Here is a 14,313-nt window from a genome sequence, read left to right on the forward strand (position 1 = left end):
CGATTGAAAAAATCTTTTTTACCCGCCCGTGGTTTATCGATATAAGGAGCGCCAATGGCAGTCTTAGCCTGGAGTCGAACCCATGAGTGCTGGCAAAGAACAACTGGATGTAGAAGACGAATTCATCGCCGTTGAAGCCGACGACGGTGAACCTGCGGTCGTACCGGAAGTCGCGAAAACCAACCTGAGCAAGCGCCGCACCATCGATAACCTGCTGGAAGAGCGTCGTTTACAGAAGCAACTGGCCGATTACGACTTTGACCTCTGACACGTAAAAGCCTCCCTGATGGAGGCTTTTTATTGAGTACGCGTGACAGCAGCCTCACACCAACCCATTGCGCTGCGCCAGCTCGATCAGGTCGACCAGCGAACGAGCATTGAGCTTCAATAACAGACGGGTCTTGTAAGTACTGACGGTCTTGTTGCTCAAGAACATTCCATCGGCGATTTCCTTGTTGGTCTTGCCGCGCGCCAGTTGCTGCAAGACCATCATCTCCCGTCCCGACAACCGATCGACCATATCGGACTCACTGGCATTACCCAGGCTCGATCGCACCGTGTGCAATGCCTGGTTGGGAAAGTAACTATAGCCGGACAGTACTGCCTTGATTGCACTTAACAATTCAGTAAGGTCCTGTTGCTTGCAGACATACCCGGCCGCCCCTGTCTGCATGCAGCGCATTGAAAAATGTCCAGGCGCCTGGGAAGTCAGTACCAATACCTTCATTGACGAAGGTATGGCCGTCAAACGGGCAATGACCTCCAACCCGTCCAGCTTCGGAATACCGATATCGAGAATGACGATATCGGGCATAAGTTCACGAGCAAGTTGTAACGCATCGACGCCGTTGTCGGTTTCGGCAACGACCTCATAACCATGACGCTCCATCAGCAAACGTACAGCAAGACGAATGACGGGATGATCATCCACGATCAGCACTTTATTCATGGGCAAATCCAACTTCGCTGTTCGAATTTTTAGAGCACGCACAATAGCCTAGTCATTTCTACCTTGGCATGCCGCCCCCCCCCGACCGCTCGCACCGAGAGACAGAACCTACAAGCTATACAGAAAATTCCTACAAATTCCGCCGGGAAAAATGTGTCCTGAATTTTTTACGGAGAAGGACCGGTCGCCCTTGAGAGTCCGCCCCCCATGAATAATGCGCTCTTTCACCGCCACGCCTGCCTGCGGACCGGCCATCGCAAATCACTTCACTCATAAAGAGTAACTGAATTATTTGCTGTTAAAACTCGCGCGCCTCACTTCAGCAGCGGAAACTCATATATAAGAGACGTTCAGGCTTCCGATATAAAATATCGACAGCCCTGATTGTTTTCAGCGTCACCTTGCCAACCACCAATATTATTTTTCCAGCCCACTCGCCGAGCATGAATATTCCATGAGCATTAACCATGAACAAACCTTTGAAGACCATCACCAACCCCATGACCCTTATCGCCATATTCGCAACTTTATCCGAAACGTCCGCGGCTATTTCCCTGCCTTTTCTGGATGACCAGGACCGTGAGTATTACCTCTGGTTCCTGATCAGCTTTCCCTTTTATTTATTGCTGCTTTTTTTCATCACCCTCAACTTCAATTATCGTTCCTTGTATTCACCTTCGGATTTTCGCAAGAGCAAACACTTCATAAAGACCATGGCTGACGCGACCTGTCGGCGCAAACGAGTGCTACGCCGGACGGGCAAGGCCCAACGGCGGCGACTGCTCAGTCTTCATCGACCCAGGCATGAGCCGCCGGACACCCTTTGCATCCTATGCCGCCAATCCCGGCGCCTGATCGAGACCCATCGAGCGGAGCATTTGAAGCACGCCGGCATCGTCGTATACGTCATTTACCACCACGCAGACCTTGCAACCCACGGGCAGGATGAATGAGCTATCAGGAGGCAGCGCTGCAGCAAATAGGCTGCGCGCGCAAAGCAGAAGGCAAAAAAAACGGCCTGCTCAAGGCAGGCCGTTTTTTTATCGCCAGGGTCAGAACAGCTTGCGACCCTTGTTCGCCGCGATGCGCATGCGCAGGGCATTGAGCTTGATGAAGCCAGCCGCGTCGGCCTGGTTATAGGCACCGCCGTCTTCTTCGAAGGTCGCGATGTTAGCGTCGAACAACGACTCGTCGGACTTACGCCCGGTGACGATCACGTTGCCCTTGTACAGTTTCAGGCGTACCACGCCATTCACGTGAGCCTGGGAGGCGTCGATCATCTGCTGCAGCATCAGACGCTCAGGGCTCCACCAGTAGCCGGTGTAGATCAGGCTGGCGTACTTGGGCATCAGCTCGTCCTTGAGGTGAGCCACTTCGCGGTCCAGGGTGATCGATTCGATCGCCCGGTGAGCGCGCAGCATGATGGTGCCGCCCGGGGTTTCGTAGCAGCCGCGGGACTTCATGCCGACATAGCGGTTCTCGACGATGTCCAGACGACCGATGCCGTGTTCGCCGCCGATGCGGTTCAGGGTCGCCAGCACGGTGGCCGGACTCATTTCCACGCCGTCCAGGGCGACGATATCGCCATTGCGATAGGTCAGCTCCAGGTATTGCGGGGTATCCGGGGCCTTCTCGGGGGAGACGGTCCAGCGCCACATGTCTTCTTCGTGCTCGGTCCAGGTGTCTTCCAGCACGCCGCCTTCATAGGAGATGTGCAGCAGGTTGGCATCCATCGAGTACGGGGATTTCTTCTTGCCGTGACGCTCGATTGGAATCGCGTGCTTCTCGGCGTAGTCCATCAGTTTTTCACGGGACAGCAAGTCCCATTCACGCCACGGGGCAATGACTTTCACGCCCGGCTTGAGGGCATAGGCGCCCAGCTCGAAACGCACCTGGTCGTTGCCTTTGCCGGTAGCGCCGTGGGAAATGGCATCGGCGCCGGTTTCGTTGGCGATTTCGATCAGGCGCTTGGCAATCAACGGACGGGCGATGGACGTACCCAGCAGGTACTCGCCTTCGTAAACGGTGTTGGCGCGGAACATCGGGAACACGAAGTCGCGGACGAACTCTTCGCGCAGGTCATCGATGTAGATCTCTTTGACGCCCATGGCCTGAGCCTTGGCGCGTGCAGGCTCGACTTCCTCGCCCTGCCCCAGGTCAGCGGTGAAGGTCACCACTTCGCAGTTATAAGTGTCCTGCAGCCACTTCAGGATCACCGAAGTGTCCAGGCCGCCGGAATACGCCAGAACGACCTTGTTTACGTCCGCCATGCCATCACTCCACGGGTTGTACGGAAAGCCGTGAAGTCTAACGTCCAGCGCGGATAATTTACAGAGGCGCGACAGCTTATGACGACGAAGCGACAGATTATGTCGAACGCGCGACGGTCAAAATCGAATCAGGAGGTCCGCGCGGTCGCTCCGACGGGCGTGGGTGCCGGTGTCTTTGCCGGCGCCGCGGTGGGCGCCGGCACCTTGGCAGGGGCCGCTGCGGGTGCGGGCTGCGCGGCGGGAGCCTGGGGTGCCGGTGCTTCGCTAGCCGCCACGCGCTCGAGGCGCACGACCACGCGACGGTTCTTGGCCCGGTTGGCGGCGTTGGTGTTGGGCACCAGGGGATAACGCTCGCCGTGGAAGCGCAGGGTAATCTGCGACTCCTGGAAACCATTGGCCTTGAAGAAATCCTGGACCGCCAGGGCCCGGCGGCGTGACAGCTCGCGGTTGGTCAGGCGATTGCCGCTGTTGTCGGAGTGACCGTCAAGCTCGACATGATTGACGCTCGGATCGGCCTTGATGAAGTCGAGCATCACCTGCAACTGGGCCTTGGCCCGGGCATCGAGTTCGACTTCTTCGCCGGGGAAGCCGATCTGGGTCTGCTTCACCTGCTCGAAATTTTTCGGCAGCAACTTGGCCACACAGCTCTGATAATCGCTGAAGGCCTTGTTGAAACGCACCGGCAGCAACCGGACTTCGGACACTCGACCGTCCTCGGTGTTGCGTCGTACCACAGGGCTACGACCGTCCATCAGCCCGCTGATCAAACGACCGGCCTGGACCTGGGAGCTGTTGAACAATACATCGCCACTGCCAATGCTGACCGAACCCAGGTTGATATCGCCCCGCCCCGGTTGCCAGGGTGCCGCCGCCGCCAGCAGGGTCGCGGAACCGCCGCCGAGCATCGGATTATAGGCCTTGAGCCTGAAGGTGGCCTGCTCGCCCGCCCGACGCACGAACTCGCCGCTGCCGAAGTCGGTGATCGGCTGGCTCAACCGGCACTCGAATTTATCGCCTTCGACCGTCCACTCAATGCTCTCCAGACGGGTCTGGAAAGTGAGCGCCATGGCGGGAAAGCTGGCAAACACACTGAGCAAGGCTAGATAACGCTGGCGCACGGGAGGCTCCACTGACTTTTATACAAAGATCGACGCATGCTTGGGGGCATGACGCCTGTCCGGGGCACTGCACGGATTCGTGGCACACCTGTAGGAGCTATCGGTAAGTTGTGGCAGAACTTGATAGCGGGTGCCTGAATCGGTCTTTTCCGGTAGCATTCCCCAGAGTTTGACCCGCCTGGAAGCCCCCCAATGTCCGACCGCCTGACCCTGCTGCGTCCCGACGACTGGCATATTCATCTTCGCGATGGTGCTGTGTTGACCCATACCGTCGCCGATGTCGCGCGCACCTTCGGGCGCGCAATCATCATGCCTAACCTGGTTCCGCCCGTGCGCAACGCCGCCGAGGCCGATGGCTATCGCCAGCGTATCCTCGCCGCGCGCCCAGCTGGCAGCCGCTTCGAACCGCTGATGGTGCTTTACCTCACCGACCGCACCCAGCCCGAAGAGATTCGCGACGCCAAGGCCAGCGGTTTTGTCCATGCCGCCAAGCTGTATCCCGCCGGCGCGACGACCAACTCCGATTCCGGTGTCACCAGCATCGACAAGATCTTCCCGGCGCTGGAGGCCATGGCCGAAGTCGGCATGCCGTTGTTGATCCATGGTGAGGTTACCCGGGGCGACGTCGATGTGTTCGACCGCGAGAAGATCTTCATCGACGAGCACATGCGCCGCGTCGTGGAGCGCTTCCCGACCCTCAAGGTGGTATTCGAACACATCACCACCGGCGATGCCGTGCAGTTCGTCAACGAGGCCCCGGCCAACGTCGGCGCGACCATTACCGCCCACCACCTGCTGTACAACCGCAACCACATGCTGGTAGGCGGGATCCGGCCGCACTTCTATTGCCTGCCGATCCTCAAGCGCAATACCCACCAGGAAGCCTTGCTGGACGCCGCCACCAGCGGCAGCGCCAAGTTTTTCCTCGGCACCGACTCGGCGCCCCACGCCCGTCACGCCAAGGAAGCGGCCTGCGGTTGCGCCGGCTGCTACACCGCCTATGCCGCCATCGAGATGTACGCCGAGGCGTTCGAACAGCGCAATGCGCTGGAAAAACTCGAAGGCTTCGCCAGCCTGCATGGCCCGCGCTTCTATGGCCTGCCGGTGAACACCGACCGTATTACCCTGGTCCGTGAAGAATGGACCGCCCCTGTCAGCCTGCCCTTCGGCGAGCAGACCGTCATCCCGCTGCGCGCCGGTGAAAAACTGCGCTGGCGCCTGCTGGAGGAAAACGCGTGAGTGAAGATCATTTCGACGACGAACTGGACGGCAACGGTGGTTCGGGCGGCGCCCGTCACCCCATGGCCGCGCGGTTCCGTGGTTATCTGCCGGTCGTCGTCGATGTAGAAACCGGTGGTTTCAATTCCGCCACAGACGCCTTGCTGGAAATCGCAGCGACCACCATCGGCATGGACGAAAAAGGCTTTGTGTTCCCTGACCACACCTATTTCTTCCGTGTCGAACCGTTCGAAGGCGCCAACGTCGAAGCGGCGGCCCTGGAGTTCACCGGGATCAAGCTCGATCACCCGTTGCGCATGGCGGTCAGCGAAGAAACGGCCCTGACCGACATCTTCCGTGGTGTGCGCAAGGCGCTCAAGGCCAACGGTTGCAAGCGCGCGATCCTGGTCGGGCACAACAGCAGCTTCGACCTGGGCTTCCTCAACGCCGCCGTCGCGCGCCTGGACATGAAGCGCAACCCGTTCCACCCGTTCTCCAGCTTCGACACCGCGACCCTGGCGGGCCTGGCGTATGGCCAGACCGTCCTGGCCAAGGCGTGCCAGGCAGCCGATATCGATTTCGATGGCCGTGAGGCGCACTCGGCCCGCTACGACACCGAGAAGACCGCCGAACTGTTCTGCGGCATCGTCAACCGGTGGAAAGAGATGGGCGGCTGGCAGGATTTCGACGACTGACAACAAGCCTGGTATGGCTCTTGTGTGGCGAGGGAGCTTGCTCCCGCTGGGTGGCGTAGCCGCCCCAAGATGTTGTGAGCGCTGCGCACTCAAGCGGGAGCAAGCTCCCTCGCCACAGGACTGTATTCTGCTTTGGAACACCCATAAAAAAACCGGCCCATCGAGGGCCGGTTTTTTTATGCCTGGATGCGCTTACAGCTTGTCGCTGTGCTCGCCCAGGTAAGCGGCAACGCCTTCAGGCGATGCGGTCATGCCCTTGTCGCCTTTTTTCCAGTTGGCCGGGCAGACTTCGCCGTGCTCTTCGTGGAATTGCAGCGCGTCGACCAGACGGATCAGCTCTTCCATGTTACGGCCCAGCGGCAGGTCGTTGATGATCTGCGAACGGACAACGCCCTTGTCGTCGATCAGGAAGGCGCCACGGAAGGCCACGCCGCCTTCGGACTCAACGTCGTAGGCCTTGGCGATTTCGTGCTTCATGTCGGCAGCCATGGTGTATTTCACCTGACCGATACCGCCATTGTTGATCGGGGTGTTGCGCCAGGCGTTGTGAGTGAAGTGCGAGTCGATCGAAACAGCGATCACTTCAACGTTACGGGCCTTGAAGTCGTCCATGCGGTGATCCAGTGCGATCAGCTCGGATGGGCAGACGAAGGTGAAGTCCAGCGGATAGAAGAACACCAGGCCGTATTTGCCTTTGATGGCCGAGGACAGGGTGAAGCTGTCGACGATTTCGCCGTTGCCAAGCACGGCTGGCACGGTGAAGTCAGGGGCTTGTTTGCCTACGAGTACGCTCATTGGATATCTCCTGATGTAATTAGCGTGAAAACAAAGTCCGGGCCAGCCTGCCACCCTCAGGCGACAGCCCTGTGACACGAACCCGCTTGCAAGGGCCGACCATCATACACCGCGCATTTGGACTGTCTTCAACGGTTTTTCGGTGGTATCGAAAAATCGCCGCCCCGCTGCGTGCCGCCTTCGTTGCCCAAGGAAAAAACCGTTCGTCAGCCTGGCATCGCTCTGGCGCAAGACCTTGAGAAACCACTTTGACAATCATTCTCGTTAACATTAAGATCCATCTCAATTGAGTCACAACCAGCGACGGTTCTCACTTATGTATGTATGCCTCTGCACTGGCGTCACCGACGGACAAATCCGCGAAGCGATCTATGAAGGTTGCTGCAGCTATCGCGAAGTCCGCCAGGCCACCGGCGTAGCCAGCCAATGCGGCAAATGTGCCTGCCTGGCCAAGGAAGTAGTGCGTGAAACCCTCGCCAAGGTGCAAACAGCACAGGCCTCGATCCCCTACCCGGTAGAATTTACTGCCGCGTAAAGACAGCTTTTCAAGGAACCGGACTCAATGTCCGGTTTTTTTATGCCTGTAAATCAAATGCTTAGCGTCCAGACGCGGAACACAAACATTCTTATTCCGATTAATTTTCATTTATTATTCAATAACTTAGGTTTGACACTGATAAATACGCAGCTCAAACTCCGCCCTATACACAGCTATTACAGGGCAGGCCTCATCATGAAAGGCGACATTACAGTCATCCAGCATCTCAACAAGATCCTTGCCAATGAGCTGGTCGCGATCAACCAATACTTCCTGCATGCGCGCATGTACGAGGATTGGGGCCTGAACAAGCTGGGCAAGCACGAGTACCACGAGTCCATCGACGAGATGAAGCACGCGGACAAGCTGATCAAGCGCATCCTGTTTCTCGAAGGCCTGCCGAACGTCCAGGACCTGGGCAAGTTGCACATCGGCGAACACACCCGGGAAATGCTCGAGTGCGACCTGCGCATCGAGCGCACCGGCCACGCCGACCTGAAGGCCGCCATTGCCCACTGCGAAAGCGTTGGCGACTTCGGTAGCCGTGAACTGCTGGAAGACATCCTCGAATCCGAGGAAGAGCACATCGACTGGCTGGAAACCCAACTGGGCCTGATCGACAAAGTCGGTCTTGAGAACTACCTGCAATCGCAGATGGGCGAAGAGTAACCTTCCCCGGCAGCAAGCCACTAAAAAGCCCCGCCCTCTTTCGAGAGGCGGGGCTTTTTATTGCCTGGATGTCCCAGGCCCTACCCAAACCACTGTGGGAGCGAGCTTGCTCGCGATAGCGGTGGGTCAGATATAAAAATGCTGACTGACACTGCGCTATCGCGAGCAAGCTCGCTCCCACAAGGTTTTCTGTTCACCACGACTGGCGTGGTGAACAGACGTCCTTGGATCAGGCTTCGGTCTTGTTCGCGGACGCTTGTTCTACCGCAGCCTTGATCGTGGCCTGCAAAGAGCCGTCGGCGGCCATCTCGGTCATGATGTCGCTACCACCGATCAGCTCACCGCCCACCCACAATTGCGGGAAGGTTGGCCAGTTGGCGTACTTGGGCAGGTTGGCGCGGATTTCCGGGTTCTGCAGGATGTCCACGTAGGCAAACTTCTCGCCACACGCCATCACCGCCTGAGCAGCCTTGGCCGAAAAACCGCATTGTGGCGCGTTCGGCGAGCCTTTCATGTACAGCAGGATGGTGTTGTTGGCAATCTGGTCTTTAATCGTTTCGATGATATCCACGGAGCACCTCGGCTTAAACTTTGCGACGTCAGTTGTCGACACGGTGGCGCATTGTAACGGAAAGCAGAACGTGCTGCTCAGAGACAATTCTACGCAGCCGCCACCTTCACCGGTACACCGTTGAGCGCCGCGTTGCCGGACAACTCATCGAGCTGGCAATCATCGGTCAGGTCATTGGCGCTGGAGCCCGGCTGCCCACTGGCAATGGTCATCTGCACGCCCGGCCGGGCATGGCCCCAGCCGTGGGGCAGGCTGACCACGCCTTTCATCATGTCCAGGCTGCCCAGCACCTCGACCTCGATGGCCCCCACCCGCGAACTGACCGTTACGCGCTGCCCGTCGGCAAGGCCGCGCGAGGCGAGGTCATCCGGGTGCATCAGCAATTGATGACGCGGCTTGCCCTTCACCAGTCGATGGAAGTTATGCATCCAGGAGTTGTTGCTGCGCACATGGCGGCGGCCAATCATCAGCAACTCATCCGGTTCTGGCGCCTGCAACGCGGCAAAGCGCGCAAGGTCGGCGAGAATCACCGCCGGCGCGGCCTGCACCCGCTGGTTTTCGGTTTTCAAGCGTGGGGCCAGGTTGGGCTTGAGTGCGCCGAGGTCGATGCCATGGGGATGGTCGAACAAAGTCGCCAGGGACAGTTTGTGCGGCGAGGCGTCGCCATACGCCCCGCTGCGCAGGCCAAGATCGATCATCTGCGCCGGCGGCATGGTCGGCTTGAGTTCTTTGCCGGTCCGGGCAGCGAAGGCCTTGGCCAGGCCGACAAAGATTTCCCAGTCGTGCAGCGCCCCCTCGGGCTTGGGCAGGATCGCCCGGTTGAAACGGGTCACGTTGCGCACCGCGAACAGGTTGAAGGTGGTGTCGTAATGATCGTTTTCCAGGGCCGAGGTCGAGGGCAGGATCAGGTCGGCGTAGCGGGTGGTTTCGTTGATGTACAGATCGACGCTGACCATGAACTCCAGCCCATCCAGGGCCTGCTCCAACTGCCGCCCGTTGGGTGTAGACAACACCGGGTTGCCGGCCACGGTGACCAGCGCCCGAATCTGGCCTTCGCCCTCGGTGAGCATCTCCTCGGCCAGGGCCGACACCGGCAGCTCCCCCGCGTATTCGGGACGCCCGGACACCCGGCTCTGCCAACGATTGAAATGCCCGCCCGAGGTGGTCGCCACCAGGTCCACCGCCGGCTCGGTGCACAGCGCACCACCCACCCGATCCAGATTGCCGGTCACCAGGTTGATCACCTGGATCAGCCAGTGGCACAGCGTACCGAACGCCTGGGTCGACACCCCCATCCGCCCGTAGCACACCGCTGACGGGGCGGCGGCGAAGTCCCGGGCCAATTGCCGGATCTGCGCTGCCGGCACCGCACAGAGCGGGCTCATCGCTTCAGCCGTGAAAGAAGCGACGGCCGCGCGCACCTCGTCCAGGCCGTCCACCGGCAGATGGCTGTCACGGGTCAGGCCTTCGCTGAACAGGGTATTGAGCAAGCCAAACAGCAACGCGGCATCACCACCGGGGCGCACGAAGACATGCTGGTCGGCAATCGCCGCCGTTTCGCTGCGGCGCGGATCGATCACCACCACTTTGCCGCCACGGGCCTGGATCGCCTTGAGGCGCTTCTCCACGTCCGGCACGGTCATGATGCTGCCGTTGGAGGCCAATGGGTTGCCGCCCAGGATCAGCATGAAGTCGGTGTGATCGATGTCCGGAATCGGCAGTAGCAAGCCGTGGCCGTACATCAGGTGGCTGGTCAGGTGATGGGGCAGTTGGTCCACCGAGGTTGCCGAGAAACGGCTGCGGGTCTTCAACAGGCCCAGGAAGTAGTTGCTGTGGGTCATCAGCCCATAGTTATGCACGCTGGGGTTGCCCTGGTAGACCGCCACCGCATTCTGGCCGTGGCGCGCCTGGATATCCGCCAGGCGCGCGGCCACCAACGCGAAGGCATCGTCCCAGGCGATGGGGTGCCATTCGTTGCCGATGCGCTGCATGGGTTGGCGCAGGCGGTCCGGATCGTTCTGGATATCTTGCAAGGCCACTGCCTTGGGGCAGATGTGACCGCGACTGAAGGTGTCCAGCGCATCACCCTTGATCGAGGTGATCGCCAGGCCCTGGCCGTCGGTTTCGGTGGTTTCAAGGGTCAAGCCGCAGATGGCTTCACACAGATGGCACGCACGGTGGTGGAGAGTCTTGGTCATGGCCAGTCTCTGTTTTGTTCGTGGCGGGCACTTTCGGCCGCGGGAACAAAACTATGGCGCGTGACTCCCGGCAGCGCCAGCGACGTTCGTCCTGTGAATTGCCGGACATCAGGCCCGCCGATGAACTGCCATCAAGGGCCCTCGGGGGGCGCCAGGAGTTGGATTTCCTCGACGGTTTCCACTTCCTCCTGGGCGATGGGCACGCCGGTCAGTTCGCCAATCAATCGCCAATGCTCGTCGAGGCCACTGCTGATCGTGGCCATGCGATCGATCATCCGGCGGCCGGCGGCCTTGGTCACTTCATCCTCGCTGCGCAGCAATTCGAATGACATGGACGTCACCGATGCCGTCAGGTGGGTCAGCGAGCGTGCGGTCAGCCCCAGCAATTCCATCAGTTGTTGCTCTTTCGAATCCATTTCGGGCTCCTGTGCCGCTGAGGCTCATTTATAACCCAGGCCTTTGCATTAGGAAATGTTTCACAACCACCAGCAGACAGGCGCAAGAGTCGCAGGCCACGACACAAACGCCCCCCATCCATGGCGCGCCCGCCGCGCTTGATTGCCAAGCCGAGCAGCGCCAGTGTACAAATGGGCCGCTGCAGTCAGGAAACCGGCCTCAAATACGTCATCGCATTCGCGTGATGGCTTCGCTGAAATCCCCAAAAACCGTAGCCCTATTGGTAAGACGCGACATTTAATTATAAGATCGCGCCTTCCCCTATTTCGTCGCCCCGTGCGGCTTTTGCCGCAGGTCTCGCCCGTTTTTTCCTTAAACAAGGCTTTGAGCATCTGCGGTCAGTTACAAAAAGGTAGTCAATCATGAGCGCAAGGCACTTTCTCTCCCTGATGGATTTCACGCCCGATGAGTTGCTCGGCGTGATCCGTCGAGGCGTGGAGCTCAAGGACCTGCGTAATCGCGGCGTACTGTTCGAGCCCTTGAAAAACCGCGTGCTGGGGATGATCTTCGAGAAGTCATCGACCCGCACCCGCATCTCTTTCGAAGCCGGCATGATCCAACTGGGCGGCCAGGCGATTTTCCTGTCGCCCCGCGATACCCAACTGGGCCGTGGCGAACCCATCGGCGATTGCGCCATCGTCATGTCGAGCATGCTGGACGCGGTGATGATCCGTACCTTTGCCCACAGCACCCTGACCGAGTTCGCGGCCCATTCCCGCGTACCGGTGATCAACGGCCTGTCCGACGACCTGCACCCCTGCCAGTTGCTGGCCGACATGCAGACCTTCCTCGAGCACCGTGGCTCGATCCAGGGCAAGACCGTGGCCTGGATCGGCGACGGCAACAACATGTGCAACAGCTATATAGAAGCGGCGATGCAATTCGACTTCCAACTGCGCGTTGCCTGCCCCGAAGGTTTTGACCCCAATGCCGAGTTGCTGGCCAAGGCCGGGGACCGGGTATCCATCGTCCGAGACCCGAAACAGGCCGTGGCCGGTGCGCACCTGGTGAGCACCGACGTCTGGACCTCCATGGGCCAGGAAGAAGAAACCGCCAGGCGCCTGGAGTTGTTCGCGCCATTGCAGGTCAACCGCGCCCTGCTCGACCTGGCGGATGTCGACGTGTTGTTCATGCACTGCCTGCCGGCCCACCGTGGCGAGGAGATCAGCATGGACCTGCTGGATGACCCGCGTTCGGTAGCCTGGGACCAGGCCGAGAATCGCCTGCATGCGCAAAAGGCCTTGCTCGAGTTCCTGGTCGAGCCGGCGTATCACCACGCATGAGCCACGCCCTGCTGCTGAACTTGCACAACCTGGCCTGCGGTTATCAGGACCAGCGGGTCGTGCAGAACCTCAACCTGCACCTCAATGCCGGTGATATCGGTTGCCTGCTCGGTTCGTCCGGGTGCGGCAAGACCACGACCTTGCGTGCCATTGCCGGCTTCGAACCGGTGCACGAGGGTGAAATCCAGTTGGCCGGGGAAACAATCTCCCGCGCGGGCTTCACCCTCGCCCCGGAAAAACGCCGCATCGGCATGGTGTTCCAGGACTACGCCCTGTTCCCTCACCTGAGCGTGGCCCAGAACATTGCCTTCGGCATTCGCAAGCATCCGAACAAGGACCGCGTCGTCGAAGAATTGCTGGAACTGGTCAACCTGAAACACCTGGGTAGCCGCTTTCCCCATGAACTGTCCGGCGGCCAACAGCAACGCGTGGCCCTGGCTCGTGCGCTGGCGCCGGAACCGCAGCTGCTGTTGCTCGATGAACCGTTCTCCAACCTCGATGGCGAGCTGCGCCGCAAGCTCAGCCATGAAGTGCGGGACATTCTCAAGGCCCGCGGCACCAGCGCGATCCTGGTCACCCACGATCAGGAAGAAGCCTTCGCCGTGAGTGACCATGTCGGCGTATTCAGGGAAGGTCGCCTGGAACAGTGGGATACACCTTACAACCTGTATCACGAACCACTGACGCCATTTGTCGCCAGTTTCGTTGGCCAGGGCTACTTCATTCGCGGCCAGCTCGACAGCCCGGAATCGGTACAGACCGAGCTGGGCCTCCTGCGCGGCAACCGGGCCTACACCTGGCCCATCGGCGGCGCGGTGGACGTGCTGCTGCGGCCCGACGATATCGTCTACGCCCCGGACAGCCCGCTCACCGCCAGAATCGTTGGCAAGACCTTCTTGGGTGCTTCAACCTTGTATCGCCTGCAATTACCCACAGGTGCGCAACTGGAATCGATCTTCCCCAGCCATGCCGACCATCAGGTCGGCGCCGCCGTCGGCATCCGCGTGGCGGCTGAGCACCTGGTGCTGTTCCAGGCCTCGGGCAGCACCGCGGCGCATATTCCACCAGTGGACAGCGGCGTGCGACGCTACAGCGCGGCCAGCTAATCATTGTGGGAGTGGACACATTCAGCATCGATGCAGGCTGAACCACCGCTATCGCGAGCAAGCTCGCTCCCACATGGGAATCTGCAATAGGCACAAATCGACTGCATCCACAAATCCTGTGGGAGCGAGCTTGCTCGCGATGACATAGCCACATTCAGCATCAGCGCAGGCTGAACCACCGCTATCGCGAGCAAGCTCGCTCCCACATGGGAATCTGCAATAGGCACAAATCGACTGCATCCACAAATCCTGTGAGAGCGAGCTTGCTCGCGATGACATAGCCACATTCAGCATCAGTGCAGGCTGAACCACCGCTATCGCGAGCAAGCTCGCTCCCACATGGGAATCTGCAACAGGCACAAATCGACTGCATCCACAAATCCTGTGGGAGCGAGCTTGCTCGCGATGACATAGCCACATTCAGCATCAGTGCAGGCTGAACCACCG

General features: G+C 59.7%; 14 protein-coding genes and 1 pseudogene. 8 read left to right on the forward strand and 7 right to left on the reverse strand.

What is annotated here, in order from left to right; all coding sequences use genetic code 11:
* Positions 1-82: 82 nt before the first annotated feature.
* Positions 83-268 carry a PA3496 family putative envelope integrity protein gene (locus tag AB7M32_RS26500; RefSeq protein ID WP_072408699.1) on the forward strand — a complete coding sequence of 62 codons (186 nt, stop codon included), beginning with the start codon at positions 83-85 and terminating at the stop codon, positions 266-268.
* A gap of 54 nt (positions 269-322) precedes the next feature.
* Here the strand turns inward: AB7M32_RS26500 and AB7M32_RS26505 are convergent, their stop codons facing one another.
* A complete protein-coding gene (locus AB7M32_RS26505) occupies positions 323-949 on the reverse strand; it encodes a response regulator transcription factor (RefSeq protein ID WP_053124532.1) in 627 nt (208 codons plus the stop codon).
* A gap of 467 nt (positions 950-1,416) precedes the next feature.
* On the opposite strand from AB7M32_RS26505, the pseudogene AB7M32_RS26510 reads away from it, so the two are divergent.
* A pseudogene (locus AB7M32_RS26510) lies at positions 1,417-1,692 on the forward strand (hypothetical protein); the annotation flags it as partial.
* Positions 1,693-2,001: 309 nt separating this feature from the next.
* On the opposite strand, the gene AB7M32_RS26515 reads toward AB7M32_RS26510, so the two are convergent.
* Together AB7M32_RS26515 and AB7M32_RS26520 are read right to left on the reverse strand one after the other, a co-directional pair.
* Positions 2,002-3,219 carry an argininosuccinate synthase gene (locus tag AB7M32_RS26515; protein ID WP_003204943.1) on the reverse strand — a complete coding sequence of 406 codons (1,218 nt, stop codon included), beginning with the start codon at positions 3,217-3,219 and terminating at the stop codon, positions 2,002-2,004.
* Between the two features lie 128 nt (positions 3,220-3,347).
* Entirely contained in the window at positions 3,348-4,337 is a 990-nt protein-coding gene (locus AB7M32_RS26520) for a flagellar protein MotY (RefSeq protein WP_454251858.1), read from the reverse strand.
* Between the two features lie 192 nt (positions 4,338-4,529).
* Between AB7M32_RS26520 and pyrC the strand changes: the two genes are divergently transcribed.
* Both pyrC and rnt read left to right on the forward strand, forming a co-directional pair.
* Positions 4,530-5,576: a dihydroorotase gene (pyrC, locus tag AB7M32_RS26525; RefSeq protein ID WP_454251859.1), complete on the forward strand. Its 1,047-nt coding sequence runs from the start codon at positions 4,530-4,532 to the stop codon at positions 5,574-5,576.
* Positions 5,573-6,250: a ribonuclease T gene (rnt, locus tag AB7M32_RS26530; protein WP_003204947.1), complete on the forward strand. Its 678-nt coding sequence runs from the start codon at positions 5,573-5,575 to the stop codon at positions 6,248-6,250. Before pyrC ends, rnt begins: the two co-directional genes overlap by 4 nt.
* A gap of 192 nt (positions 6,251-6,442) precedes the next feature.
* On the opposite strand, the gene AB7M32_RS26535 is transcribed toward rnt, so the two are convergent.
* Positions 6,443-7,045, reverse strand: coding sequence for a peroxiredoxin (locus AB7M32_RS26535; protein WP_042729349.1), 603 nt, complete (start codon positions 7,043-7,045; stop codon positions 6,443-6,445).
* Between the two features lie 316 nt (positions 7,046-7,361).
* Between AB7M32_RS26535 and AB7M32_RS26540 the strand changes: the two genes are divergently transcribed.
* Positions 7,362-7,580: a bacterioferritin-associated ferredoxin gene (locus AB7M32_RS26540; protein ID WP_003178704.1), complete on the forward strand. Its 219-nt coding sequence runs from the start codon at positions 7,362-7,364 to the stop codon at positions 7,578-7,580.
* A 198-nt stretch (positions 7,581-7,778) separates the two neighbouring features.
* Positions 7,779-8,252, forward strand: coding sequence for a bacterioferritin (gene bfr / locus AB7M32_RS26545; protein ID WP_003178701.1), 474 nt, complete (start codon positions 7,779-7,781; stop codon positions 8,250-8,252).
* Between the two features lie 229 nt (positions 8,253-8,481).
* Here the strand turns inward: bfr and grxD are convergent, their stop codons facing one another.
* The 3 genes from grxD to AB7M32_RS26560 form a co-directional block, all read right to left on the reverse strand.
* Positions 8,482-8,823 carry a Grx4 family monothiol glutaredoxin gene (gene grxD / locus AB7M32_RS26550; protein WP_454251860.1) on the reverse strand — a complete coding sequence of 114 codons (342 nt, stop codon included), beginning with the start codon at positions 8,821-8,823 and terminating at the stop codon, positions 8,482-8,484.
* A gap of 89 nt (positions 8,824-8,912) precedes the next feature.
* A complete protein-coding gene (locus tag AB7M32_RS26555) occupies positions 8,913-11,021 on the reverse strand; it encodes a molybdopterin oxidoreductase family protein (protein ID WP_454251861.1) in 2,109 nt (702 codons plus the stop codon).
* Positions 11,022-11,152: 131 nt separating this feature from the next.
* On the reverse strand, positions 11,153-11,437 hold the full coding sequence (locus AB7M32_RS26560) for a hypothetical protein (RefSeq protein WP_072408709.1): 285 nt from the start codon (positions 11,435-11,437) through the stop codon (positions 11,153-11,155).
* Positions 11,438-11,839: 402 nt separating this feature from the next.
* Here AB7M32_RS26560 and argF point away from each other — a divergent pair, with 402 nt between their 5' ends.
* Entirely contained in the window at positions 11,840-12,760 is a 921-nt protein-coding gene (argF, locus tag AB7M32_RS26565) for an ornithine carbamoyltransferase (RefSeq protein WP_158456091.1), read from the forward strand.
* Complete coding sequence (locus AB7M32_RS26570; RefSeq protein ID WP_072408713.1) at positions 12,757-13,866, forward strand: ABC transporter ATP-binding protein; 1,110 nt, start codon at positions 12,757-12,759, stop codon at positions 13,864-13,866. Before argF ends, AB7M32_RS26570 begins: the two co-directional genes overlap by 4 nt.
* The last annotated feature ends 447 nt before the right edge of the window (positions 13,867-14,313 follow it).

The sequence above is a fragment of the Pseudomonas sp. R151218B TE3479 genome, assembly GCF_053629195.1.

Bases quoted from the DNA above. Each gene is read 5' to 3' on its own strand.
- AB7M32_RS26500 (WP_072408699.1), top strand. From the start codon at position 83: ATGAGTGCTGGCAAAGAACAACTGGATGTAGAAGACGAATTCATCGCC.
- AB7M32_RS26505 (WP_053124532.1), bottom strand. From the start codon at position 949: ATGAATAAAGTGCTGATCGTGGATGATCATCCCGTCATTCGTCTTGCT.
- AB7M32_RS26515 (WP_003204943.1), bottom strand. From the start codon at position 3,219: ATGGCGGACGTAAACAAGGTCGTTCTGGCGTATTCCGGCGGCCTGGAC.
- pyrC (WP_454251859.1), top strand. From the start codon at position 4,530: ATGTCCGACCGCCTGACCCTGCTGCGTCCCGACGACTGGCATATTCAT.
- AB7M32_RS26535 (WP_042729349.1), bottom strand. From the start codon at position 7,045: ATGAGCGTACTCGTAGGCAAACAAGCCCCTGACTTCACCGTGCCAGCC.
- AB7M32_RS26540 (WP_003178704.1), top strand. From the start codon at position 7,362: ATGTATGTATGCCTCTGCACTGGCGTCACCGACGGACAAATCCGCGAA.
- bfr (WP_003178701.1), top strand. From the start codon at position 7,779: ATGAAAGGCGACATTACAGTCATCCAGCATCTCAACAAGATCCTTGCC.
- AB7M32_RS26555 (WP_454251861.1), bottom strand. From the start codon at position 11,021: ATGACCAAGACTCTCCACCACCGTGCGTGCCATCTGTGTGAAGCCATC.
- AB7M32_RS26560 (WP_072408709.1), bottom strand. From the start codon at position 11,437: ATGGATTCGAAAGAGCAACAACTGATGGAATTGCTGGGGCTGACCGCA.
- argF (WP_158456091.1), top strand. From the start codon at position 11,840: ATGAGCGCAAGGCACTTTCTCTCCCTGATGGATTTCACGCCCGATGAG.
- AB7M32_RS26570 (WP_072408713.1), top strand. From the start codon at position 12,757: ATGAGCCACGCCCTGCTGCTGAACTTGCACAACCTGGCCTGCGGTTAT.